At 35.4% G+C, this 25,280-nt stretch carries 28 protein-coding genes and 1 pseudogene; 5 read left to right on the top strand and 24 right to left on the bottom strand.

All coding sequences use genetic code 11. From position 1 onward, the window contains the following. Positions 1-21 precede the first annotated feature (21 nt). The 7 genes from acsn021_RS11270 to acsn021_RS11240 form a co-directional block, all read right to left on the bottom strand. Entirely contained in the window at positions 22-981 is a 960-nt protein-coding gene (locus acsn021_RS11270) for a glycosyltransferase family 2 protein (protein WP_184089452.1), read from the bottom strand. A 136-nt stretch (positions 982-1,117) separates the two neighbouring features. Continuing rightward, entirely contained in the window at positions 1,118-2,500 is a 1,383-nt protein-coding gene (locus acsn021_RS11265) for a phenylacetate--CoA ligase family protein (protein ID WP_184089455.1), read from the bottom strand. Between the two features lie 15 nt (positions 2,501-2,515). Then, positions 2,516-3,622 carry a glycosyltransferase family 4 protein gene (locus acsn021_RS11260; protein ID WP_184089458.1) on the bottom strand — a complete coding sequence of 369 codons (1,107 nt, stop codon included), beginning with the start codon at positions 3,620-3,622 and terminating at the stop codon, positions 2,516-2,518. Between the two features lie 114 nt (positions 3,623-3,736). Continuing rightward, complete coding sequence (locus acsn021_RS11255) at positions 3,737-4,420, bottom strand: WbqC family protein (RefSeq protein ID WP_184089461.1); 684 nt, start codon at positions 4,418-4,420, stop codon at positions 3,737-3,739. Positions 4,421-4,486: 66 nt separating this feature from the next. Beyond that, positions 4,487-5,131, bottom strand: a complete 645-nt coding sequence (locus acsn021_RS11250; protein ID WP_184089464.1) for a sugar transferase — start codon at positions 5,129-5,131, stop codon at positions 4,487-4,489. A 25-nt stretch (positions 5,132-5,156) separates the two neighbouring features. Further along, positions 5,157-5,858 carry a PIG-L deacetylase family protein gene (locus acsn021_RS11245; protein ID WP_243167746.1) on the bottom strand — a complete coding sequence of 234 codons (702 nt, stop codon included), beginning with the start codon at positions 5,856-5,858 and terminating at the stop codon, positions 5,157-5,159. Positions 5,859-5,916: 58 nt separating this feature from the next. After that, positions 5,917-7,782: a polysaccharide biosynthesis protein gene (locus tag acsn021_RS11240; RefSeq protein ID WP_243182293.1), complete on the bottom strand. Its 1,866-nt coding sequence runs from the start codon at positions 7,780-7,782 to the stop codon at positions 5,917-5,919. Positions 7,783-7,988: 206 nt separating this feature from the next. Between acsn021_RS11240 and acsn021_RS11235 the strand changes: the two genes are divergently transcribed. Next, positions 7,989-8,300 carry a hypothetical protein gene (locus tag acsn021_RS11235; RefSeq protein ID WP_184089467.1) on the top strand — a complete coding sequence of 104 codons (312 nt, stop codon included), beginning with the start codon at positions 7,989-7,991 and terminating at the stop codon, positions 8,298-8,300. A gap of 151 nt (positions 8,301-8,451) precedes the next feature. Here the strand turns inward: acsn021_RS11235 and acsn021_RS11230 are convergent, their stop codons facing one another. From acsn021_RS11230 to acsn021_RS11190, 9 genes are all read right to left on the bottom strand, one after another. After that, positions 8,452-9,315 (bottom strand): NAD-dependent epimerase/dehydratase family protein, encoded by an 864-nt coding sequence (locus tag acsn021_RS11230; protein WP_184089470.1) that lies wholly within the window; start codon positions 9,313-9,315, stop codon positions 8,452-8,454. Between the two features lie 61 nt (positions 9,316-9,376). Next, positions 9,377-10,696, bottom strand: a complete 1,320-nt coding sequence (locus acsn021_RS11225) for a nucleotide sugar dehydrogenase (RefSeq protein ID WP_184089473.1) — start codon at positions 10,694-10,696, stop codon at positions 9,377-9,379. Positions 10,697-11,036: 340 nt separating this feature from the next. Next, positions 11,037-11,813, bottom strand: coding sequence for a GNAT family N-acetyltransferase (locus acsn021_RS11220; protein ID WP_184089476.1), 777 nt, complete (start codon positions 11,811-11,813; stop codon positions 11,037-11,039). Between the two features lie 209 nt (positions 11,814-12,022). Further along, positions 12,023-12,385 (bottom strand): cell division suppressor protein YneA, encoded by a 363-nt coding sequence (gene yneA, locus acsn021_RS11215; protein ID WP_184089479.1) that lies wholly within the window; start codon positions 12,383-12,385, stop codon positions 12,023-12,025. Between the two features lie 202 nt (positions 12,386-12,587). Beyond that, positions 12,588-13,151: an SOS response-associated peptidase gene (locus acsn021_RS11210; RefSeq protein WP_184089482.1), complete on the bottom strand. Its 564-nt coding sequence runs from the start codon at positions 13,149-13,151 to the stop codon at positions 12,588-12,590. A gap of 16 nt (positions 13,152-13,167) precedes the next feature. Then, the gene (locus acsn021_RS11205; protein ID WP_184089485.1) at positions 13,168-13,443 is read right to left on the bottom strand and encodes a late competence development ComFB family protein; all 276 of its coding nucleotides are present in this window, start codon (positions 13,441-13,443) and stop codon (positions 13,168-13,170) included. 402 nt (positions 13,444-13,845) lie between these two features. Then, a complete protein-coding gene (locus acsn021_RS11200; protein WP_184089488.1) occupies positions 13,846-14,187 on the bottom strand; it encodes a hypothetical protein in 342 nt (113 codons plus the stop codon). A 4-nt stretch (positions 14,188-14,191) separates the two neighbouring features. Next, a complete protein-coding gene (locus tag acsn021_RS11195; protein WP_184089491.1) occupies positions 14,192-15,463 on the bottom strand; it encodes a DUF1576 domain-containing protein in 1,272 nt (423 codons plus the stop codon). A gap of 453 nt (positions 15,464-15,916) precedes the next feature. Then, complete coding sequence (locus acsn021_RS11190; protein WP_184089493.1) at positions 15,917-17,092, bottom strand: alpha/beta hydrolase family protein; 1,176 nt, start codon at positions 17,090-17,092, stop codon at positions 15,917-15,919. Between the two features lie 214 nt (positions 17,093-17,306). Between acsn021_RS11190 and acsn021_RS11185 the strand changes: the two genes are divergently transcribed. After that, positions 17,307-18,032: an AraC family transcriptional regulator gene (locus acsn021_RS11185; protein ID WP_184089496.1), complete on the top strand. Its 726-nt coding sequence runs from the start codon at positions 17,307-17,309 to the stop codon at positions 18,030-18,032. Positions 18,033-18,314: 282 nt separating this feature from the next. On the opposite strand, the gene acsn021_RS11180 is transcribed toward acsn021_RS11185, so the two are convergent. Then, positions 18,315-18,464, bottom strand: a complete 150-nt coding sequence (locus acsn021_RS11180; RefSeq protein ID WP_184089499.1) for a hypothetical protein — start codon at positions 18,462-18,464, stop codon at positions 18,315-18,317. 1,020 nt (positions 18,465-19,484) lie between these two features. On the opposite strand from acsn021_RS11180, the gene acsn021_RS11175 reads away from it, so the two are divergent. Beyond that, entirely contained in the window at positions 19,485-19,820 is a 336-nt protein-coding gene (locus acsn021_RS11175; RefSeq protein WP_184089502.1) for a winged helix-turn-helix transcriptional regulator, read from the top strand. On the opposite strand, the pseudogene acsn021_RS23155 reads toward acsn021_RS11175, so the two are convergent. The 3 genes and pseudogenes from acsn021_RS23155 to acsn021_RS23065 form a co-directional block, all read right to left on the bottom strand. Next, positions 19,813-19,971 (bottom strand): annotated as a pseudogene (locus tag acsn021_RS23155) (conjugal transfer protein TrbL family protein); the annotation flags it as partial. The gene acsn021_RS11175 and the pseudogene acsn021_RS23155 overlap by 8 nt on opposite strands. Before the next feature lie 2 nt (positions 19,972-19,973). After that, positions 19,974-20,075: a hypothetical protein gene (locus acsn021_RS23250; RefSeq protein WP_408626153.1), complete on the bottom strand. Its 102-nt coding sequence runs from the start codon at positions 20,073-20,075 to the stop codon at positions 19,974-19,976. Between the two features lie 272 nt (positions 20,076-20,347). Further along, positions 20,348-20,545, bottom strand: coding sequence for a winged helix-turn-helix transcriptional regulator (locus tag acsn021_RS23065; RefSeq protein ID WP_330601699.1), 198 nt, complete (start codon positions 20,543-20,545; stop codon positions 20,348-20,350). 257 nt (positions 20,546-20,802) lie between these two features. Here acsn021_RS23065 and acsn021_RS11165 point away from each other — a divergent pair, with 257 nt between their 5' ends. Further along, positions 20,803-21,435, top strand: coding sequence for an NAD(P)-dependent oxidoreductase (locus acsn021_RS11165; protein WP_184089505.1), 633 nt, complete (start codon positions 20,803-20,805; stop codon positions 21,433-21,435). Between the two features lie 160 nt (positions 21,436-21,595). Further along, a complete protein-coding gene (locus acsn021_RS11160) occupies positions 21,596-22,312 on the top strand; it encodes a DsbA family oxidoreductase (RefSeq protein WP_184089508.1) in 717 nt (238 codons plus the stop codon). Positions 22,313-22,706: 394 nt separating this feature from the next. Here the strand turns inward: acsn021_RS11160 and acsn021_RS23245 are convergent, their stop codons facing one another. The 4 genes from acsn021_RS23245 to acsn021_RS11145 form a co-directional block, all read right to left on the bottom strand. Continuing rightward, positions 22,707-23,105: a hypothetical protein gene (locus acsn021_RS23245; RefSeq protein ID WP_408626152.1), complete on the bottom strand. Its 399-nt coding sequence runs from the start codon at positions 23,103-23,105 to the stop codon at positions 22,707-22,709. Between the two features lie 466 nt (positions 23,106-23,571). Then, positions 23,572-24,210 (bottom strand): oxygen-binding di-iron domain-containing protein, encoded by a 639-nt coding sequence (locus acsn021_RS11155; protein WP_184089511.1) that lies wholly within the window; start codon positions 24,208-24,210, stop codon positions 23,572-23,574. A gap of 58 nt (positions 24,211-24,268) precedes the next feature. Further along, positions 24,269-24,559, bottom strand: coding sequence for an antibiotic biosynthesis monooxygenase (locus acsn021_RS11150; RefSeq protein WP_184089514.1), 291 nt, complete (start codon positions 24,557-24,559; stop codon positions 24,269-24,271). A 66-nt stretch (positions 24,560-24,625) separates the two neighbouring features. After that, positions 24,626-25,186, bottom strand: a complete 561-nt coding sequence (locus acsn021_RS11145; RefSeq protein ID WP_184089517.1) for a nitroreductase family protein — start codon at positions 25,184-25,186, stop codon at positions 24,626-24,628. Positions 25,187-25,280: the final 94 nt, after the last annotated feature.

Here is a 25,280-nt window from a genome sequence, read left to right as displayed (position 1 = left end):
CACAAAGTTACATTTTTGAAATTATCGAAGTTTTAAAAGATTGACAGCCTTAGCAGACAGCTTTGGCATATAATAAAAAGTAGAAAACATAATCTTATAAGTAAACGGAGTTATTTCATTATAAATAACTTTAAAGAAAGCTTTCCGGTACAAAGTCAAAATTTCATCTAAATCATTGGTATTTAGGGTATCTTTTTTACAATTCATAAAAAACAGCATAAGACAAAGCGCATAATATTCCCAGGATAATTCTAGGAGTACTTTTTCCTTATCAGCAAAAAATTTTATACGTTCTTCAAATACCTGAATAAAATCCGTTGTTTTATGATGATTTGTAATTCTAGTAGTACTGTCCGGACTTTGATAATAATAATATAATGGTTTTTCAGTTATTGCCATATGCTTGCAACGGTATACTAATTTATAATAGAGTGCTTCATCTTCATAGTTAAAATGATCACTCTCCGGGAAACGAAGCTCCTGAAATAAACTGGCGAGAAAGAGCTTACCTACAATGCCGGATTTAATTCTTCGGCTTAAAAAGGCATCTTTTTTTTCATAAATTTTGGTGTGGCCCTTTACAGATACTTTGTCAAATGAATAATCACTCCCCTTATACAATTCGCAGGTAGTTATTTGACAATCTTTGCGTAAAGCCAAATAGATTAGATAACGGATACAATCTCTATGAAGAAAATCATCACTATCAATAAAGGTAACATACTCCCCTGTCATAGCATCAAGACCTGCATTTCTAGCAGAGGATATTCCACCGTTCTTTTTATGAATTACCTTAATTCGGTTATCTAATAAAGCATAATTATCGCAAATCTGAGGACAGGTATCGGGAGAACCATCATCTATTAATAAAATCTCAAGCTTTGAGTAAGTCTGACTGCAAATACTTTCGATACACCGGGAGAGATAAATTTCCGTTTTATAGATTGGTACCACCACACTTACCAGTGGATTATATTTCATAATTTGCACCCAATACCACAGGCTTGCCTGTGATACAGCCACATATAAAAAGAGTGAAAGAACATATTGTGGCAGCCTTTCTTATTTTAATTTTCTTTCACCCATAGCCTTGGTTGAAAATTAAGGGAACCGGCTTTTAGTGGTTTTTCATTTGATTTACAATAAGTTGGAATTTTCCGCTGGGAGCTCTGTCTAGTGCATTTTCCCAGAGAATCTTATAGCGTATATCTTCCCCTAAGTAGGCCCTTACTTTTTCTAAGATTATTTTATTATATGCTTCTTTGGAAAATGGTGCTTTTGCAGAACATCGAATTACAATCAAATCCTTTGATTTTTGAAGGAATTGAACCTGTTCAATGGATAAGGGCAGTTCTGCAATCAGTACAGAAAGCTGTACAGGAGTGATATTTCCCCTGCCTTTTGTAACCAGATAATTGGTATCTCTTCCGATTATTCCTCCGATTATAGGGAAGCAGGAGCCGCAAGAGCATTCCACAGCAGGTGATTCCTGAATGTAATCACCAATATCATACCGTATTAGTGGCGTACCATAGGAATCAAAACTGGTGACTAAAAGCTTAACACCTTCCGGTGTTTTAATATGTTCGAATACTCCGGTATCAAGGGCTTCGTGATAATATCCTTCCCTACATTGGATGATAAAAGGAGCGCCTTCATTGGAAGCATATTGGTCACTTAAGGGACACGAAAATACTCTTTCGATTAACTCTTTTTGATAAGGCAAAACAGTTTCTGCGGTAGTAAAGATTGCTTTTGGCGTAAAGTTAAGTGAAAGGTGATTGTCATCAATGTATTTTGCTATAGTATAGATGGAGGATACAAATCCATCAATGGATTGAGGTTTAAAACGATTTAAATCCGTAATATAGTAACTTAAGTTTTCCTGTTTCAGATAATAGGTAGAATAAAGCCGCTGCTTTAAGAAATAATTCTTACGCCAGAATACCTTCTTATTAGAGGAGACCGGAATTATGTTCTTACCAAAAAAACGTGCAGAACGCATTTTTAGATTGATAAAGCCATAGCTCCTTTTGTAAGCATCCAGATATGCCATTCTTCTTTCTACATCCTGCTTACGCTTTCTGACGGCCATAGGGATTCCGGTAGTGCCGCCAGTGTAATGGCATTGGGACTTCTTTCTGGACACAGTATAAATCTTCTCCAGATTCTCTTTTAAGCAGGTTTTTGTTAGTATTGGCAGCAGTGCAATATCTTCTATGGTTTTTATCTTACTAATATCAATGTTTTTATAAAATTCCTGATAAAAAGGACTGTTCATTATGGCATAATGGAGTAGGTTTATGAATTGCTTATTCTGTCTGTACTTTTCCTTCTTTAAATCAGACGGTCTGTGTGAGGTATAGTAGTTTAGATATCTTCGATAGGTTTTTCCGTAGCGCTGCCCATATAACAGAAGCCCATAAATGGAAATAAATATATTTTGTAAGAAAATTGGACATACGGCATACATTTTTAGAAGTATTTTATTCCCCGTCATCTGCCGCCTCCTTTATCATAACCTCAGGGTTTTTAAGAAGATTTCATTAACTTGATTCACATCATATTTTTCTTTACATAGCAAGTAGGAAGACTCTGCCATTTTTGTCCTGAGACTTGAATGCTCTATTAAAACACTTAATTTATCAGTTAGAGTCTTACTGTCCCTGACCGGTATTAGAAAGCCGTTATAGCCATCGATTACAGTTTCTTTGCAGCCCGGAGCATGGGTCGTAATAATCGGTCTCCCAGTCGCCATGGCTTCTACAATACTTCTGCCATTGCCTTCATGATAAGAGGGGAGTACAAAGATGCTGCACTGCTTTAAATAGGGTCTTACATCCTCTGTATAGCCGTAATATTCTATAATACCCAGGCTTATAACCTCATCCAGCTCTTCTTTTTTTATCGCCTCCGGGTTTTCATCCAGTCCACCCACTAGTAGAAATCTAACATCCGGATAGCACAGTTTTATCTTTTCGGCGGCTTCTAGATATTCTCTAATGCCTTTGCTCCATACCAGTCTTGCTGTCATACATACAACCCTATCCTCCGGCAGCTTTTCCTTTGTAAAATATTCCATATTCACCCCGGAGCCATTGACAAAGCGGGCCTGTTCCCGCCGAACCATATGGTACTTTAGCATTAGTTTGTAATCATCTTGATTCATAAAAAATACAGTTTCACTTTTGCTGTGTACCAGCCGGTACATAGTTTTAAGAAACAGCCGGGTTAGCCGGTTTTTTATCCCCGGACTGTAAAAAGCCACTTCTAAACCAGTCACGAAAACTACAATCCTCTTTACACGGGTGAGAATTCCACAAATTCCGCCAAAGACGATGGGTTTTGACATATATAAAAAACACAAGTCAGGTTTTAGTAAGTAATAGGCTATAAGATAGCGAAAAAAGGTTCTTATATTTTCAAGTAACCCGATACCAGTTCTACTGCCGGGAATTTGATAATATTTAGCGCCAAGTTGCTCTACTTGTTTCGCCATGATTTCAACTGGCTCAATGGAGGTACAGATTACTTCATGGCCTTGCTTTACCATGGCCTTAATTAATTCTCCACGGAAGTTAATCAGGGAGTGGCCATAACTGGCTGAAACGATTATTCTCATAATTATACCCAGTGTCTACCGCATGCAGTTTACGATACTGCCAAATATTAATGGATTGAAAGAAGCAGATTAGGCATTCCTTTCCATAAGATTTTCTTTCAATCTTTACAATTACTAGTCTATTAAGTATTCTTCAATCAACTCCCAATGAAAGCCACAGTTAAAAAGAAAGTCAAGTATTGACAGGTTTTTAATAAACTCTCCCCAAAGCTGGGGATATAAAACAGGTTTGTAATCTGTATAGGATAAGCAAATACCCCTTTTTCGAAAATGCTCTTCTGTCTGATAGGCTTTGGCGCCTATTCCGGAGATATAGTCCGTACCATCCAAATGAGTACAGACATCCAGTACTTTCTCCTCTTTCGCTGATGCTATATTTAACTCAGAGGCTTTTATAAACCGGGGTACAAGACCCAGGCCGTAACAAATATAACGGTTTATGGTTATATTCATATCAGCCAGGCTATCATAATTACACAATAAAAGCTCCCGAAAGAAAGGAAATATTTCATTAAAATAACGGCTTTTCTTATAATTCATTTCTAATATTTTCAAGTGTTTTTCTTTCCAGCCCAATTCATCTTTGGTTCTAATTTTATGAATAGAATCACCAAAATGATAGGAAACGGGAATTTTTAACCGTAATTCCCCCTGAGGGGTTTTTATCTTATTCCAGTGATGCATATTGTCATTAGAGAATTGAGCATCGTCTAAGAATACAAAGACGTCAGCTTTTGATATTTTATAAAAGTAACCAATATATGGTATATAATCCGGCTGATGGATAGTTACAATCATGACTTGCTTGCTCCCGTCTGCGTCTTTGGACGCATTATATAGTAGCTGGTGTGAAATAATTTTATTTTATTTGACACTAGTATCCCGATGTATTTCCTCCGCTTGCTGTTTTTGGGACACCGGGTATATATTTTTTCGTTTTAGTACGTTAATAAATACTTTGCCAAATATCTTCATATCCGATAAAAAAGTTATATTTTCTACATATTCCGCATCCATTTGAAATTGTTGTTCTCTAGTAGCGGTTGCACGATAAGACATATCCACTGTACAAAAAAGTCCGGGCAAGGTATTGAATCTCTTTTCGTATACCGGATGCCCCTTAAAAGGTTTAAATTCATCCTGTAACACGGGACGGGGGCCGATAATCCCCATATCACCTATTAGTATATTGATTAATTGAGGCAGCTCATCCAGACTGGTTTTTCGAAGAATCGTGCCGATTCGGGTAATCCTTATATCCTGCTCTGAACGTAATTTATCGCCAGAATGATTTATCTTCATGGTTCGGAATTTATAAATAGTAAATTCCTTTTTTCCCTTACCAAGTCTTTGCTGGCAAAAGAGAACATTTCCTTTACTATCAAGGCGGATGGCAAGTGCAACAAGCAACAGTAGTGGCCACAGCAGAAGCAGTAAAATAACTGCCGCCATTTGTTCAGCCGTTTGTTTTAAGCCATTTTGATAGGAAATATAGTGACTTCGTTTCATCTTTAAAACTCCTTAAACCATCGCTTTATATTTCTCTGCGAAATACACTTTCAAAGCTTTCTGCATATACCATACCAGCCTGTGCACCTCTGTATGCAGCCAGACCTTTAATTGCTACCTGACTTCTGGGATGGGGGTAATCCCGCATAACGCCGCTGTATTCGGTCAGAGCCTGCAATTTTTTAGTAAGGAATTCTTCTCTTGTTTCGATATATACATTAGGTGTGAAAGGATGAACGGATTTATTTAAACTCCACTCTGTTGAGGAGGGGATTTCCATAAATAATAGTTCTTTCACTGGCAGTATGCCGTCTTTTCTCTGGAACAAGCGAATGGCAGCCTGACAGGCAAGGGATGTATGAAGGTGGTCATTATTTAAATCAGATGGGTGATGTGTGAATATGATTTCTGCTTCTGTATCTAGAATAACCTGTTCTATGAATTGAACCATAGCAAGGTGAGGAATGGTATTAAATTGGATATTTGGAAAATTTCCAAGTATCACTTGTTTTATCCCCAATATTCTGGAACTGCTTATAATATCCTTTCGTAACTTTGCAAGCTCCGGCCGATACCTTCTGGCAGTAACTTCACCGGATAAAAAACAGGCTATTACAGTGTTTCCCTCACTGGCAAGCTTGGCAAGTGTGGCTCCTGCTCCCAGAACTTCATCATCAGGATGGGCTGCAACAACTAGATACGTCATGCCGGACACCTCTTTTTTCATATACTTTATATTCCTTAGGACATGTATTCTAAGGCTATTCTTAAAAAGGGAAGTCTTTCTACTGCTCAATACCCTGATTTACTTCTTCCGGGTCGCAATAAGTAGGTACTACCTCTTTTAAAGTGGTCTTAATACTACTATTTGATTTTTCTAATAGTGCCGATTGTAATAATTCGAGCTTATCTATAAGTTCTTTATGTGATATATTCTTTTGCCGTTCAATAAATATCTTATGATTTGAAGTAGCAATGAGTTCCTCACTTTTGGTAAGAAGTTCTTCGTAAAGTTTTTCTCCGGGGCGTAATCCGGATTCAATTATAGGAATTTCTGTATAGGGGACGTACCCGGATAAGCGGATTAGATTTTCTGCCAGGTCTAATATTTTAACCGGCTGCCCCATATCAAGGATGTATATCTCAGAGGAACTAGCCATGGAACCTGCTTGTAACACTAATTGAGCCGCTTCTGTAATGGTCATGAAATATCTTACAATCCTTTTATCTGTAATAGTTACCGGACCACCTGCCGCTATCTGCTTTTGAAACAGCGGAATAACAGAGCCGTTAGAACCAAGAACATTACCAAATCGCACTGCCACAAATTCTGTTTTACTAATACCCTTCATACTTTGAAGAAGCATCTCACAGAATCGCTTGCTTGCTCCCATTACATTAGTGGGATTTACAGCTTTGTCTGTTGATATAAGTACAAACTTCTCAACCTGATACGTATCTGCCGCTTTTACAACATGATAGGTTCCAAGAATATTATTTTTGACTGCCTCCTCCGGACAATCCTCCATTAATGGAACATGCTTATGGGCTGCTGCGTGAAATACTATAGCAGGACGATACAACCGGAATAAATAGTTTATTTTATGAAAATCACGAATAGAAGCAATCTCTATTTTTACATCCAAGGTCATTCTATAGATTTGAAAAAGCTCCTGTTGGATTTCGTAGGCATTATTTTCATATATGTCCAGGATAATTAATTGTTTTGGTTCTGCTTTTGCTATCTGACGACATAGTTCAGAGCCAATACTTCCGCCTCCACCGGTTACCAAGATTACTTTACCACTTAAAAAGGATTTAACTGCCTCGTCTTCAAATACAATTTGTTCCCTTCCCAGTAACTCTTCTATTTGTATATCTCTAATGGTATTCCAGGGATTTTTCAGATTCTCATTTTGCAATAGGCTTAATGCGCCCGGCAGTATCCTTACCCTGCATTCTTGTTTGCTGCATAATTCTAAAATTTCTTTTTTCCGGAGAGCCGTTGCGGAGGGTATGGCAAAAATGATTTCTTTTATGGGAATTTTAGATAAGATATCTGCAATATCACTAATTGGGCCTTTCACTTCGACACCGTGAATTACTTTACCTATTTTTTCGATACTATCATCAATAAAGCAGATGATTTCATAGTTGCTGTTAGGATTATTGTTAAGGGCTTCTAAGAGCCTTACACCGGCTTCACCTGCACCTAGGATAGCTACTAGGTTACTGTTTGGTTTACAGCCATTTTGTCCATGCTCTCTAAATTGTCTGTAACCCAGACGGATAACGAACATTGCCAGAAGAGAAATGCCATAGGATGAAAAAATCTGGACTAAGGAGACTTTTAGTGGCAATAAAAATTTATAAGTAATTGAAAATATAAAGAAACCGGTTAATCTATCAAAAAACAAGGTTAGATATTCTTTACTTTTGGCATAACGCCAAAGACTTTCATAGGTTTTGAAAAAGCGATGGGCTATCATATCACAGATAATATACAAGAGAAAGACCGGCAGTAATGCCGTAAAAGATAGTTTTACTAGCACTGCCTCCGGTAAAATAAAAAATAAGAAGAAGAAAACCGTTGAAGTTAAAGTCAGATCTAGTAAAAAAATAATCTCTTTATGATATTTACGTAAGAACACTTCAAGGCCCCCTTGCTGTATGATTTATAATTAATTCTTTATTACTATATTCAAAGAGGAAAGGTTCGGTACCTTTTTTGCCATGAGTTTCCAAAATATTGTTTTTAGAATGATTATTTTCGACATGAAAAGTAACACATTTCTTATCTTTTCATATGATAAAGAAAGAAGTTATCATTTCTTTAAATTTTGAAAGGAGAAGTCATATGGAATTTATTGTTTTTTTCCTGTTGCTCATTGTACCGGGCATTTTTGCTGATAGAATTTACAATATAGTATCCAGATGGAGAGAAACTAGTAATGCCTATACGTCCTTAATTTTTGCATTGATAATTTACATTATCAATATCTTCTGGCTGTTTGTTTTCAAGGGTATACTGACATTTACAGCTTTAATAGCAGCCTTTGACTGTTTACAGTTTCAAAGAAGATATGCAATCTTTAGCTTGATTCTGGCTGCTATATTAGGAACTGTTGTAGGTTTTATAAGAAAGTTCTTCTTCTGGATTAGACGGTAATTTTTAGAACAACATGATTAAAAATTAGACGGATACACAAGATGTTTGGGCCGCAAGACAACTGTTGGTTGTAATTGCGGCCTAATTTTTATTGTATAAATGAAGAAAGATAGCATATCACATTGTTTAGAAATACAGAACATGCAAGTAACTATTGCTTTTGAGTCGGATACATCTGCTCCATAGACTCCTGAAAGGATACAACACAATAAGAAAAATTATGATAGTCCGATAATCTGCTATCATACAAATCATTACCAAAAGCACGATTTATCATCCGTATTCTAGGTAGCAGAAAGCGAATAACAGGGTTGGCTGCTCTGGTGAAATAGATTCGCTTCTGCTTTTGTTTTGCAATTGATTTTACCAATTCTGTAGTAGAGACATATTCCCTGTTCTGGGGATGAAAAATACCACTATCCTCCTGCTCTATTAATAAACGGATGAATTCGCACAGGTTGCTGATATAGAGGATACTTCTTTTATTTGGGAAGTCAGGAAAAACCGGCAGATACTTGGCCAGCTTCTCCAGTAAAGGATAATTCCCTTTGCAACCCTTGCCGTATACAATCGGTGGCCGTATACTTACAGTGTGAAAGGTACTGCTGTTAAGGCCCATGAGTATTTCATCCGCCTGTAATTTACTATTACCGTAAAAGTTCTTTGGCTGAGGTTTTGTATCCTTTGTTATAACTTCATTGATATCTCCATATACATTCATACTGCTTAAGTAAATATATTGTTTTACTCCGGAAGCTTCTGCTTTTTTACATAAGGCAACGGATAAGTCTCTGTTAACTTGATAAAAAAGCGGCTCTAACTTTGGTTTTATTTTACGATGCGCTATACCTGCTACATTAACTACTGCCTGATATGGTGAAAAATCAAATGTTTCCCAACGATTATCTTTCACAGAAATAATATCCGTCTGATAATCAGACGGATATTGCTTCAGCCAGTTATAAACAGCAGTTCCGATAAAACTTTCCTCACCGGTAATTAAAATTCGTTTCATATTTAGCTCCCATCTGCAACCTTGTGTTGCTGATAAATCAATGGCGGTATTAATTGGGGGCTTACAATCTCCAGAATTGATAGCCTTTTTCTACAAATTCCTCTTTATCTAAAATACTCTTTACATCTATGATAACCTTCTGAGCATTGTTGCCTTTTATAAAGAATTCATTAATTTCAGCAAATGATAATGCTTTAAAAGCATCATGTGCTACAGCAAAAACAAGGCAATCCGCATCGGTTATGTCTTTTAACGGAATCAGGCTGGTATTATACTTTTCAGAAACTTCTTTGGCATCTGCAACCGGATCGGATACAATTGGAGTAATACCATATTCCTGTAGTTTTATAATAATATCTTCTACTTTGGAGTTACGAATATCCGGACAATTTTCTTTAAAGGTAACTCCTAAAATAACTACCTTTGCTTCCCTTACCTGTTTTCCGGCTAATACCAGTCTTTTAATGATATTTTCTGCTACAAAGTTACCCATGCCATCATTAATCTTTCTTCCTGCCAAAACAATCTGGGAATGATATCCTAAACGCTCTGCCTCATAAATGAAGTAATAGGGGTCCACACCGATACAATGACCACCCACCAGTCCGGGATAAAAACCAAGAGCATTCCATTTTGATTGCATAGCTTCTACTACTTCTTTTGTATCAATGTCCATCCGGTCAAACACCATGGCCAGTTCATTCATAAAAGCTATGTTAATATCTCGCTGGCTGTTTTCCACAACTTTTGCGGCCTCTGCAACCTTTATGCTGCTAACCGGAACGACTCCGGCCTCTATAATTAATTCATACACTCTGGAAATATTTTCGAGAGACTCTTTATCCATGCCGGATACAATCTTTCTTATATTCTCCAATCGATGTACCTTATCACCCGGATTGATGCGTTCAGGAGAGTAACCCACTTTAAAATCAATTCCACAAACCAGACCCGATTCTTTTTCTAATATAGGAACACAAATATTCTCAGTAACACCCGGATATACCGTTGATTCATAAACAACAATAGAGCCTTTTTTTAAGTTTCTGCCAACAATGCGGCTGGCACCTTCTACGGGTGTCAGATCGGGAGTTTTATCCAGATTTACAGGGGTTGGTACTGCAATAATGTGAAAACGAGCCTCCTGTAATTTAGCTTCCTCACTGGTAAATTCGACTGTGGATTCTTGAATAGCTTTATCTCCTACTTCCTGAATCGGATCTTTGCCACTTATATATATATTGACTTTATCTGGATTTATATCAAAACCGATAACACGTACTTTTCTTGCAAAGGCTACGGCTATCGGCATACCAACATAGCCAAGTCCGACAACAGAGATGGCTTCATCGTGTGCTATAATTTTATCGGATAAACTCATAAATATATCTTCACCTTTCTGATACGATTTTCCATCCCGCGTTAGAATCATGTCCTTTTTGATGTCTACAAATGATTAAGACGCAGGTACCAATTAATGTGTGAAAAATCATGTTTTAATATAAGCTCCTGTCACCCCTCATTTATATCTCTTAGTAATTAATATAACTGAACAAAGATGGCATAAAGCTCTTACAATTATCATATGATATGAATCTAAAAGCGTTCATATATTCTTTGTTTGATATTGGAGAAAGGTATCATTAACGGATGGTTTTACATATAATAGGAATCATCTGCTGCAATAAGCTTTTTCATAAGAAAAGAGGCCACCTCAAAGGTTAGCCTCTTACTACATAAGTATCATAGGTATGGGAATATTCATAGCCTAATTGCTCCGCCAGCTTGACTGAAGACATATTAGCAGCATCCCAGCTGGGGTATAAGTCTTTTTCTATACAGGCTAGAAGCAGGGCTGCTCCGGCTGCTCTTGCAAGACCAAGTCTGCGGTAATTCTGATTGGTTACGATTTCTATTTCAATTCCATCATCATAAACGGTATAGGAGGAAGCACCACTCACTACTTTATCTTTATATATAACAATTCGTCCGATACCTTTTTTAAAAAAATCTTCTTTGGATTGAAAATTTGATACAAAATCTTTGGACCAAGGTTCTTTTACAACGTCATCATACCATTCTTCTGTAATCGGTGAAATACTAAAATCATCCGGAAGATTTTGGACAAAGGCTCTCAATTTCTCTACCGGAAAACCGGCAGTGTTTTTCTTGATAGCATAACGACTGATTTTTTCCACATCAGCATGTACCGATATGAGGAGTTCGGCAGTATATTTATTGTCTGTAATGACCAGAGCTTCTTTAAGACCCGTCAGAACAGGCATATGTCTAATAATATCTTTAAATCCTATGGAAGATACATCACCTGCCAGAAAGCAGAAGTCACCTGTTTGGATTAAGGCTCCGCCGGGAGTAGTTTTATTATCTGTCCACGCTCTGCCCATATGACCTTGTAAGCAGGAAAGGATAACAGTATCGTCCATATTTTTAAAGAAATCCTTAATAAGAAACATTTCACTATAATCTAGTTGTATCATAGAAATTACCTCATAAAGTTTAGTTAATTGTATATTCTTATATACTAACCCTTATGGGGTTAATATGCAATTCTTTTATTTCATTTATAAGACTTAGGCTTGATAATGAATATTGTAGATAGGTATTGCTCGCATATGTTTATGTGTAAAGTAAAACCTTGTATGTGAAACCCCTCGGTGGGTAACAGAGGGGTTTCTGGGAAATCAACTTACCGTCTAGCGGTATAGTAAGGGATGGTTATGTAATTACCTTCATGTATAACATCGGAAGTAAGGCCGTTACTTTTCTTAATCTCCTTAATGTAAGATTCCATATCTTTATATTCTTCAGATATGTAACGGCTTGCAATGCTCCAAAGAGATTCACCTTTCTCTATTTTTACGCAGGTCACGAGCTTAACTTTATTAAAAGATTTTTCTGCGGTTACTGTCGTTGAGATTACGCTAAATGAGATAAATAAAACTAGTAAAATCAAACTGCACAGAGAAATTATAAAAGAATTCTTCTTAATCATGTTATAAAATTTCTTTACCGATTGGTTTGTACGGATTAATTTTTTTAAGTTCATCATTGAGATACCTCCTAGAAAATCGAACATATGATACGAACACTTGTTTTGTTAGATTTATTATACTATCCAAACATTTGTTTGTCAACAAGTTTTGAAAAAAATATGTATAATTCTGTCAGAGGGTTGCAAGGAATAAATATATGAAAAAAAATATAAAATAATAAAACCTTATAAAAAAGCTTTTAGTTTAATAAAAGCTTTTTTATAAGGCTTTGGATAGTTGGGGTGGAATTTTGGCTAGAATTTGGCTTGTACGCGTTGTGTCAAGAATCCACGTATCTATTTCATCGGGTTCTAATATTAACGGCATTCGACTATGAATTTCTTCTATAGAACTATTTGCATTTGTTGTTAGAATAACAAAGCGGGGTTCATTCCTATAACAGTTGTAGATACCAGCCATATATAGAATGTCCGACTCATGTCTATGAAAAAAATATTTATTCTTACTACGGTCCCACTCATAGAAACCATTGGCAGGAATCACACATCTCCTGTTTAAAACGCTGTCTCGAAACATCTTTTTTTCCATTACAGTTTCTGCTCTGGCATTGATTAGAACTCCTTTATTATTAAATCCTGGGAACCCCCAGGCTGAAATGTCTGGTTCTATCTTTTTATGAGAGGCCGATAGAATCGGTACTGTATCGGAAGGAAAGATTTCACCGGTTTTTACCGTTTTTCTCTGAAATTTTTCATCCAGATAGTCCAGAATCTTACGGATTTCTCTGGAAGTTTCATCATCTACATAATATCTGCCACACATTGTACACCTCCTGTAATTAATATGCAAGCGTATGATTTGGGTGTTCAGTAATCATACGTAGTGCATTCGCAATAGCCTTGATAATCTCTAGTTCATATTCTGCAGAAAGTGCGGACACTCTGGCATATAAGGCACCCTCTTCTGTTACAACGTATTTTGGCATCATTTGATTTAATGCATACGCAATAATATCATTTCGGCATCGTTGGCATTTGCAGCAGTCAAGTGTTGCCCAAACTTCATCTAACTTCTCAATTACTAAGGTTTCCATAACATTATGATATTTATCCATTTTTATTACTTTTCTCCTTTTTCTTTCGCAGATTTATAAATGTTAGATTCCTATAACTTAAAATCCAATTAATTACAATAATATGTTGTGGTAGATTATAGATAAAGTATATCATGAATTGTATGTATTGTAACTAAGCTATTACTACTATTTAAGCCTAAAATAAGGCTTTATTATAGATTTTAGTGCATGTATTTTACAATATATTCTAAGTTTGATTCATTTGTATTTAATACTAATGTCCGGGTCTTTTCTACTTTTCGATAACCTATAGCAATGCAAAAACCAGAGGCTATGGTAGTAAAGACAACAAGTGCGGTAACTGCCAAATGCATACTGTTTTGACTTATTGTGATAAAACAATTGACAGGTTTTATCACCAATTACTTTATTAGTAAAATACTATTTTTTTCTCACCAAAAAAATATGCAAATCATTCTGTTTCATATCAACTTCAGCAGTATCTATCATTGCACCAACCAAATGTAACTCATTACTGCTATCATCTTCTCCGACCAATTGCCAATAATAGCCTTCCACCTCACTTTGTCTTTGGGTATTCAGATTATATTTCATTTTTTCTATAAACTTAGCATCATACTTACACTGGCGGTGTATCATCGTTATTTCTGAAGCATCTCCTTTACGCTTAATATTAACATCGATTTCTTCAGCTCCGTTTAATAGTAGTAATGTAAGAAGCTCATTAATGATAAGGGTTAATTTCTTTTCTTCATGCTGCATTTTATTACTCCTTCCGAAAGGCATCTACTACAGGAATTAATAAACCTGCCACTAGCCCTCCTGAAAATCCATTATTATAAAGATTAATTCCCCCATGAATCACACCTACATTAGTAACAAGAATCATATGGAAAACACCTGCAAAAAAACCTACAATTGCTCCATAATTTCCAGCGATAGGTGCTAATGTTGTTGAAAATAGAACCGATATAATAATACCTGTGGAATTTAATTCATACCCAAAAAACATTGCAGTAACAATTACGCCTACAACAATTGGAATGGAGTTTTTAAGATGCTTTCCAAAGGCACCAAAACCAATAACGGTAAAAATACCTGCTAATACAGGTCCGTTAACTATTCCACCGATTAGCAGCACATATGCTAAACTAAGGAAACCGATGAGGGACATATTTATAAAGGTTACACCATAGCCAACTAAATGGGTAAAGTCTGTAACCAATCGTCCTTTATAGGAAAAAATTTGTGGCAAATCCAGGATAGCACGTCTATTGATAATTAAACCTAGAAAAAGCAACTCAATAAGAATAATAATGACAATAACAACTATGATGCTGTGGTTTTGTTCTGATATAATATGAACGGGTTGTACTGTAATACCAAAGCTCCTTAAAATACTGGTAAGCACAGTTCCAATAATACCGGAGGTAAATCCGATATTATATAGATTATACCCATCGTGAAACCTGAGCATATGTGAAGATAATGGAACAATAACAAATCCGATAAAGATTCCGGTAATTATAGCAATACTTACAGCCGCAGCCGGATGTAATATTCCCGAAAAACTGATTTCACTAATCATAGGAGCCAATGCAGTACCAAACATAATAACAACAATGATATCTTTAAATGATATCTTTTGGTATTTTGTATACAGATAGCCACCAAGATATATTGGAAAAATATTGTATATATTTTTACCAAAAAATGAAAAACCTAGAACGGTAAAAAATGCTGCAATCAGAACCCCGTTAATCTTTAAGTGATACTTAAACATGAAATAAATATTAATAAGTCCTACGATTGCTACATTTATAAAGGTTGCTTCAACACCTCCGATTTTTATAAAGTCGGTTATTAATATAGTCGGCGACAAATTAATATCTACCAGACCAGATAATATGTCTGTAAAATCCTTACTGGCAATACCGGCACCAATACCAAATACCAGAAACAATACAGGGATTGATAATAAAATAAATAGTTTTTTAACACGACTTAAATCTTTTTCACTTGTAATACTAAATCCCAAGAAAGCACCTCTTCCATAAAATTTTTAGTAAATCTATTATTTCTATCCTAGTCTAAAATCTATGACATACTATGTATATCTCCTATCCCATGTTGGATGTAATCTTACAGCTTTAGGGATTTTTAATAGGTCTACATCAACTGCTGAGAATTAACTGACCCCAGGCAAGCATTTGTTACTAATGAAAAGGTAATTACTTGTTCTTCCATTTGTATTATTTACACATGTATCTGGAATCAGTTAATTTAAGACCTATTGATTGAAATAAACAGTCACCTTATTGTAACATATGTGCAAAGGTGAGAGCAAGAAATAAGGGATTTTTTAGAAAGGTTGCTTCCATTAGGATGGAAAAATTATTTCAACAAGATAGGGGTAAGTCAATTAACCAATAACCATGATGTTTCCGAAGTTGTTTAGTGACTGTGTAGACGGATGTATTTGTTTAATTAACTAGCCAAAGATCCTTACCACTGGTCCTTCATTGCTGTGTTCAAGAACTGCTGTTAAATCAGCAGTGTTAAACCATGCAAGATTCTTACTATCGGTTTCTATTATCGGTTTCCATTCTCCATTGACGTTTTGATTGATAATATGAACATTGCATTTTTTGCCTTCTATATCGGTACCCTGTAAGGTATAATCCGCTCTTATCCCTATAAGCTTATCTAGGTAATAATCCTGTGTATCACAGCCTCCCGGTAAGATAGTTCCGTGAAAATATTCTGTGTCACAATAACCGGTAAAATAAATCATAGATTTTCGATAATCGCCTTTTGATTCCGTTTCTATATTTGTAATTATTACACGAATCGTGAGTAGCTCTTTGCGTCCTAATAGGAACTGCTTTATAGAAGCAACTGCACTTCCTGTTTGTTCCTCATTCAAGTAATGTCCAACATTCCTAATAAGTTGAAGGTGGCACTGTCCTTTCTCATAGTTTTCCTTGGCACGTACAGCATAGGAGTAATTAACAATTTCATCTTCTAACCCATGCAATATTAGTACCGGTCCCTTATAGGCACTTAATTCAAGAAACACATCCATAGAGACTACTGCGTCATGAGAGACTTTTCCTAATTGGGTTCTATTACAGTCTATAATTGCAGGTACATCATTAACATCATATTGTGAGCCTCCAAGACAGCCCCTTCTGGCATGGTCTGGTATGCAAAGTGCCGGATAAATCATAATTAGCTTTTTAATTTCATCCTTACATTTGGCAGCTGTTAGGCCAGATACAAGTCCTCCCTGGCTAACCCCTGCCAGGATAAGTGTTGTTTTATCTATGTATGGAAGTTCTTTTACGTAGTCTTTTACGGCGATTAGGTCCTCTACCTCTGTAAAAATTGTGTTCTTAGTGGATTCACCATCGCTTTTTACACTGGTATCTTCATTCATAATACCGCCACCGCAGAAGTTAAAGCTAAATGCAGCATATCCCATTTGTGCAAATGCTCTACAATAATCTGCTGTGCCTAAATAATTACCTGTAAATCCATGACTGACAATAATTACAGGATAGTTTGTACTTTTTTCCTCTTCATTCGGCAAATACTGCATTCCCCGAATCCGCAAGTCATTTCTCGTACACAAAAAAGGTGTTTCAATTACAGTACTATTACACATTTATATAACCTCCAATACAGATTTGATATAATAAGGATAGCATATCTACCTGTATTTTTTAAGACATGTTATATAATAAAAGTGACAAATATTGACCTGCCTTGTTTCATATTGTATGATATATTTATGGAGGAATATTATGAAAGCATCTTATCAGAACCGTCTATGGCCCTTTACATGATATCATATTACAGATTATGAGTTTTCACCGCATTTGCACAATCAAATAGAGATTGTGTATGTGTTAACAGGTAATTGTGTTATCACTATAGAGGATATTTCATATAAGGCTGTAAGTGGAGATCTGGCACTAATATTCCCCTATCAGCTTCATAATTTTAGCCAATCAAGGGATTGTGAGCTGATAGTACAGGTTTTTGAACCGGAATATGCCACAGCGTTTATACCTTATCTTGACAAGTACATTCCGGAAACTCCTTTAATAAAAAATATACCTGCTGATTGTATAGATGCGATTAAAAAATCAGAATATTATCATATGAGCAATGCTAATAGTCGTATTATCCGTTCCTATGTTACATTATACATGAGCTTTATACAGGAAAAGATAAGATTCATTCCGGCATCTGTCTTCGATTATCACAGCGTACTGCATTCACTTTTAATCTATATTGATTGCCATATCACTGATGAATTGAGTCTTAATATACTTGCACAGAAGCTTCATGTTACAAAATATTATATATCAAGACTATTCAACCAAAAATTACACACTACCTTCACCCAATACATCAATCATCTTCGCATTGAATACGCTATCAATCTACTGAAAAACACGGATATGACTATAAGTAATATAGCTTACAAAAGCGGCTTTGAGCATGAACGTTCCTTTTTCAGAGTATTTAAGAAAAATATGAAAATTACGCCCTTGCAGTATAGGAAAACAAGCAATGAAGTGAAAGAGGCAGGCAAGTGATTTTTGAAAAGTTACTGCTATAGGTAGATAATCATTGCGTGACAACCATACTCATACCATATGGTAGCCAATAAATCCAAAGTAGATTGTACATTGTTGTTAATTATTTCCGCTTTGAACATATGCTACTCCTTTTTACTAATTAACAACTATTTTCATTATAAACCTCCTGAATTATATCGTTTTGAAGTAATATGAATGTGTAAATAACATTCATATTACTTAATAAATTCATCATACATACAGATAATTTCATTTATTGCGGCATCTGATTTATATATTTCATGCTTTAACTTCATCTGAATCCTCTTTATTTAACAAAATTATTATCGATAGCATCTCATTGATATATTCTATACTTCCCCACAAGAAAACTTTACACACCATAGCTGCTTCATCATATTTTATATGCATGGTTGAACCTCTTCCCATAAAGTCTTCCAAATCTTTTCACGTAATACGCCATTGTTTCCCTACCTTTATAGCTTTTAATTAGCCACTCGCGATAAATCCGCGAACAGATGCTAAAACATCTGAAACTTCATATATCGTTAAGAAATTGGTATTCATATAAATCACTCCATTTCAGTCAATTTTGTATATTAATATACAACAAAATCATAATTACATTAAATATTAATTTCTAATTAAGGTATTTTATTATACTTTAGTCAACCTGTCCTTACTTGGTTCATCTTTAATTCATAGTTTCTCACTCTCATTGGGTACAGTTTTGAGAAATAATCTTTTATTATAAATCAATTCGTACCACTTTGTGTCCTAAAAATTCCTCAAGTCTCTTATCGGAGTATTGGATATTAACTGTTTTGTAGATATGCTGGTATCCGCAGTCTAAAGGCCCTCGGTCAAACGGTTTATCCTTTTAATAATTCTGCTGAAATTCTCCGTCCTTTACAAAATGTGGAGTCAAGATTCGAAGCTGGCTCCTTTCAGTGAATGCCTTGCTATTAAAATGTTCCATGGCTTCAGGCTTTTTCTTCTCAGAAAATTTACTCCCATCTCAGCGATGAACTGTCTTCCCTCTTTTGTGTCAAGGCCTATAATCTGACCGTAGTCAGGCTGGTACATTCATGTATCTCTAAAATATTCGCTTCCGTAGCTGTGGTCAGGATTGCCATGAGTCAATACCAGCATAACTGGCAAACTCGTTATACTTCGAATGAAAGGCCTTATGTCCTCAAATCCATAACTAGTATCAATTAAGATCGCTTTTTTTGCCCTAGAATAAGATAACAATGCACAAGTCCAGCTTGAGTAATGACATAAAATCATCGTCCAGTTTAGATTTCTGCCATTAATTCAGGAGCAACCGTGATAAAAGACTTTATATTCTTCTATCTTTACTTTTGAATCATACTATGTATAATAATTACTAAGAAGTACACTATTATTTGATTGGTACTGTAAAATGTGATAGTAATGAGGTGGCATATGGGAAGAATGTCTGAAGAAGATTATGTAGAAAATTGTCCAATATCAAGTGTGCAAAAGATAGTCCGTGGAAAGTGGACCATGGTTATTGTGTTTTTTTTAAGCCAGGGTACTTTGAGATTTGGTGAACTTAGTAGGAAAATGCCACAGGTAACGCAGGCAAATCTAACGAAAGAGCTTCGAATGTTAGAAGAATACAGGGTTATTCACAGAGAAGTATATAAAGAAGTTCCCCCTAAAGTAGAATATTCATTAACAGAGTTGGGTGTGAAGTTTTTACCAGTGCTGAAATCCCTAGAAATATGGGCAATCGAATATGAAAAAATGTTAAAGTAATATCCTTCATCATCATTATGCCGGAAATTAGGATAGTGACCTGCAAAAAAGCAGTAAGGCACAAACCTGCAATCTGCTTGCACCAGCTAATAAAGCCGTCAATATACCCGCGAGGAACAGAAATTATGTATAAACCCTCAACGGAAATCTGACTCATTTCGAACGACTCTGCGCCCCTCCCCCCATGTCAGCAGAGAAATTCCCAAGAAAGTCTATAATCTGACCAGAAATCCGATTCAGAATTTGACCCAACACAGTGTCGGATACAGAGTCCCATATGAACAAAGCATCACCTAAAAAAAGAGCCCATTGAGGCTCTTTTTAATCAATTCATACCCAACAACATATAGGGTTTAAAAAGTCTCCAGCAAATTTATGCGAAAGCTTAAATATTTGCTGTTTATTCTTATCTAAGCAATATTTGCCCCATATCATCAATCCTTGATTTAAATGGTAATGATATACCTGAGGTTGTATTTGCAATAGAAAATAATAATGGATTTATAATTTAAAGTTCATCAGCATGTTCAACTATTTTGATATTGTTCATATTCAATTGCCCATTTTTCTAAAGCTTCTAATACTGGCAAAAATTTCTCACCTAACTCCGTTAATGAATATTCTACTTTAGGGGGAACTTCTTTATATACTTCTCTGTGAATAACCCTGTATTCTTCTAACATTCGAAGCTCTTTTGTTAGATTTGCCTGTGTCACCTGTGGCATTTTCCTACTAAGTCTCCAAATCTCAAAGTACCCTGGCTCAAAAAAATACGATAACCATGGTCCATTTACCATGTATTATCTTCTGTATGCTTGCTACTGGACAATTTTCTATATAATCATCTTCGTACTTTCTTTCCACACTACACCTCATTACTATTATATTTAATAGTATCTATCAAATATTATTGTACTTGTCAATAATTATTATACATAGTATTATTACGAATGTAAAGAAAAATGGAATTGGAGGCAATTATATGAAAATTATAATATTTGGTGCATCAGGTGGCATCGGTAAATTTGCCGCACAACATGCCCTAGAAAAAGGTTATGAAGTAAAAGCATTTCTTCGCAATCCATCAAAATTGACAATCAAGCATGAAAATCTAACCACGATACAAGGTGAAATAAGTAATTATAACGATATAAAAAATGCTATATTCGATTGTGATGCTGTCATTTGGTGCGTTGGTATTCCTATGAAAAGATATAAATATATGGATTCTCTTGAAGGTCATAAAAACCTTCTTAAAGCTATGAATGAACACGGAATTAAACGTCTCATTGATTGGTCTACTCCAAGTGTTCATTTTAAAAAAGATAAAAAGTCCTTTAGCACCGTTGTTCCAGGATTCCTAGCCGGAATCTTATTCCCGACGGCTAAAAAAGAACTAATTTCTATCGCAGATATTATTACCACATCTAATTTAAATTGGACAATTGTTCGCTTTATGGCTCCAAAAGACACATCATATACGGGTAACGTTAAAGTAGGCTTCGGTGAAACAAAAATGAATTTTAATATTTCAAGAGAAGATATTGGTGCTTTTATTGTAGAACAATTAAACAACAAAACCTACGAATATTCAATGCCAATCATAGGTAGTTAAACAAAGAAGCTGTCTTAAAAGCAAAATTACAGACCGTTATTTGATTGAAATATGAATAAATCTGCTGAACTTAAGACTATCAAATATTATAAATAATATAATGACAATAATTGTTGTTTATCCGAATCAAAATAGAATAAAATTAAAGGAGTGTTTAACTATGAAAATAGAAATTTGGTCAGATTTTGTTTGTCCTTTTTGTTATATTGGCAAACGTCACTTTGAAATAGCTCTTGAACAGTTTCAACATAAAGAAGAGGTAGAAGTCGTATTTCGAGGTTTTCAATTAGATTCATACGCGAAAAAAGATACAGGAATGGATATTCATCAAATATTATCTACTAAGCATAATATTCCATTTGAAGAAGCAAAAGCATTGAACAATGAACTTATACAAAAAGCGAAAACAGTTGGTTTAGATTACCAATTAGATACTATGATTCCTACTAATTCATATGACGCACTTCGTCTTTCTTATTATGCAAAAGAGAAAGGGAAGATTCAAGAATATATGGAGCGTATTATGAAAGCTCACTTTACTGATTCACTGAATATCGGTGACCACGCAACACTTGCTCAACTTTCAAGTGAAATAGGTCTTGATGCCGACGAAGCTTTGGATGTTTTAGAAAATGACAAATATAACGAGAATATTGAAGCTGACAGAGCTGAGGGATTGAAAATCGGAATTCAAGGTGTCCCATTCTTCATTGTGAATGGCAAATATACTATTTCAGGAGCACAGCCCAGTAAAATATTTTTAGATATATTACAACATGCATGGAAAGAAGATTATGACAACATTAAGACTAAAGCGTATATAGCCGACTCATCATCTGATGAGCATTGTTCCGATGAAACATGTAAATTAGATTAATCCGATATAATTTTTATGTTACTATCGTTCATTCACTTGTTTTTACGTGTAATTATTTGCGCGGGTATTTCACTTATTAACAAAAGCCTTGATGTCTTCTATTGACTTCTAAAGACTTTACCCATTGAATCGAGTAGGTAAACCTCAGAAGTTAGTTTTCTGAGGTTTTTCCTCTTACATAACCATGCATGCGGGCCTTACACACGGCTCTTTATACATTTCTAAATCACTCATAGTAGTGATACAAAACCTCAGTTACACCGAACCTCTGATTGTTCAGCGATTTTTGGTTATCTGCTATTTTAGCATTTTATGATTTATTATTTTTTTAGGTTAAAAAGTCCTATTCATTCGAATCTGGCAGCTCTCTTCAGTGAAAAAACGTATACCACAATTATGAGAATCTCATTTGGCTTCTTACACTATCCATTATTATCATTATTTCAATTGAATCGTTCCAACTCATAATTACACTTTGAATTTTCCCCTCATTCATGCACTTTAATACTTCTCTAACCTGATACTCCATATCGTTTATCTCAAAAGACAAGTGTATTTTTTCTTCAACTCCATTAGTAAGAATATGAGCAGTATCTGCACTTGAAAATTTGGGACATATCCTCCCTTTCGTTCCAAGAATATTGGCAGATTTTATGGTATCAATGTTTATAGCACTATAAAGTAATGCCTGCTCTCCATCTTTACAAGATAAAATAACGGAAGCGCTTTCATCTACTCCAGTTTCTCCGATAAATATATAACTACAGATATTTGTAGGAGTTTTGCCAAATATAAATGAACTATAAAAAATATTATATATACCTACATCTAATAAGGAGCCCCTACCTAATTCTTTCTATATTAGTTAGAATTCTTAAATACCCTTTCACGTCCTTTGCATTTCCGATATGGAAGGGTATACTTTTCAATGGTCTTCTGTAGTTTTATCATTTTTTTATCTCTGATATTCGGATCTTCCTCAAGCATTATCCCTATTTTAGTGTACCATGTTTTAATACTGTCGACTGGTAAATATTGACTGAAAGCCACTGAAATTCAGTAGAAAAGTCCAGGTGGTTTGACAAACATGACAGTATGCGCCAATCTACTTATTCAGCCCGAGTCAAATCTCCAAACTTATCGTTTTAGGTTCGTGAAGTTTACCCGTAGTCTTGCTGTCTTTAATCCAGAAGGGCTATTAAACTTAAAACATTCTATATTTCAGGAAAGACTCTTGTTGCTATTCTGCATTCTGCTGCTTACACGATCTTGATACAAGGTCCATGTCCAGATGCTACAAACACAGGACTAAGTGTTTTCAAATCAGCAATCAACTTCTTTTGCATATCAAGGGTGGGAAGAGACTCTGCGCCACTGACACCCACCGCATCGTCCCAACTGGTTTCTAGAACTTGTCCATGGTTTTCTCCCATTCCAAACATCAAATCGCTGCTGAAAAAAATTCTGTTCTTCTTTTCCATGAACAGAAGGCCTTCCCATATATGCACCTCAGAGGGATAACTAATTATTTCAAAGTCAAAGTTACTTCCGGTGAAGAAGTCTCCCGGTTTTTTAATTTCAACATTTGCTGCAATTCCAAACCCTAAGATTTGCCTTGCAGTCACTTCCGAACAAACAGCAATTGCATTTGGATACTCTTTTATAATCAGTGACAGACCTCCGCACTCATCTGCTTCAAAATGAGAAATTAAAATATATTTGAGTGAGCAGTCACCTAGTAACTCCTTAATCTTAGGTAACATGGCTTGAGCTTGTGTTACAGAGCCTGTTTGAATAAGGATTGGCTCATCCGTTAAAAGCAAGTATTGGTGCATAGAAAGTTTAATTGGCTCAACAACATCTGTGAACTGATATAGATTTGGATAAATCTGTGTCATTTTTATAATCTCCTTTATTACTTTTGTATTGTCAGATAACTGATTAATCCGCTTATCCTTAATCAGATATGGTATATATTTCTTCTGTTATCAAATCAATCAGTGGTGCTAATTCACTTTGTAACGAACGGTATTCTTTATTATTTCTTAGGGAATTAAGCGATTGTTGATTTTTCCATAAACTAATAACACCAAAATGTGGGTTGTCATCCTCATGGTTCGGCTCTAGGAAATGTACTTCGATACAGCCAGCTTTAACATTTAGTGAAACCAATTTATTCTTACCTACCCTGATTAATTGATCTTCCATTCCTGTAATACATTTTATTTTTACAATTCTCGCAATCATAGGTACCTCCAATAATCTATGCCTTATAACCAGCAGTAAATATTTACTTTATCTACTAAAGATTATTTAACGAATAATATTTACTGTTCCTTCCTTTCTTGGAGCCGGAGATGGCTGTGGCATGTCTTTATATCCAAAAGCTGCTGCGCCGACAAAGACATGATTGTCTGGGATTCCTAATTCGTTTTTCAATGTTTGTCCTTCCTCTGTCTGGAAAATCATGGTCAATGCATGAATCCAACATGAACCAATTCCTATTGATTCAGCAGCAATCAACATGTTTTCTAGCGCCACACTGCCGTTATTAAGATAAGCGGCTACCTCCTTTTCACCACATGCTATAACAAACGTCGGAGCACCATGATATACACAAAAATTATCAGCCTTTGCTCGATCCTCAAAAACTTTAATCCCTGAACTGAGGTAGACTTGCTTGCACACATCATTAATTTTTTTTAGCATCTTTTCATTTTGTACTACAGTAAAGTATGTAGATTGTTGATTCAAGCCACAAGGAGCGTATTTTCCAGCTTCCAGTATCATTTGCAGTTCCTCATCTTTAATCTGTTCATTTTTATACTTGCGGATGCTTCTTCTGTTTAATATGATTTTGATTGTCTCGTTCATCTTATCATTCTCCTATCTTGAAAATTAATTTTACACAGCATACTCTTTATACCGACATATTGTAGTCTAATTTGAGTATGATTATATTCTACTC

It is taken from the genome of Anaerocolumna cellulosilytica, assembly GCF_014218335.1.
Taxonomy (GTDB): domain Bacteria; phylum Bacillota; class Clostridia; order Lachnospirales; family Lachnospiraceae; genus Anaerocolumna; species Anaerocolumna cellulosilytica.
This window is presented reverse-complemented; position numbering and strand designations above follow the sequence as displayed.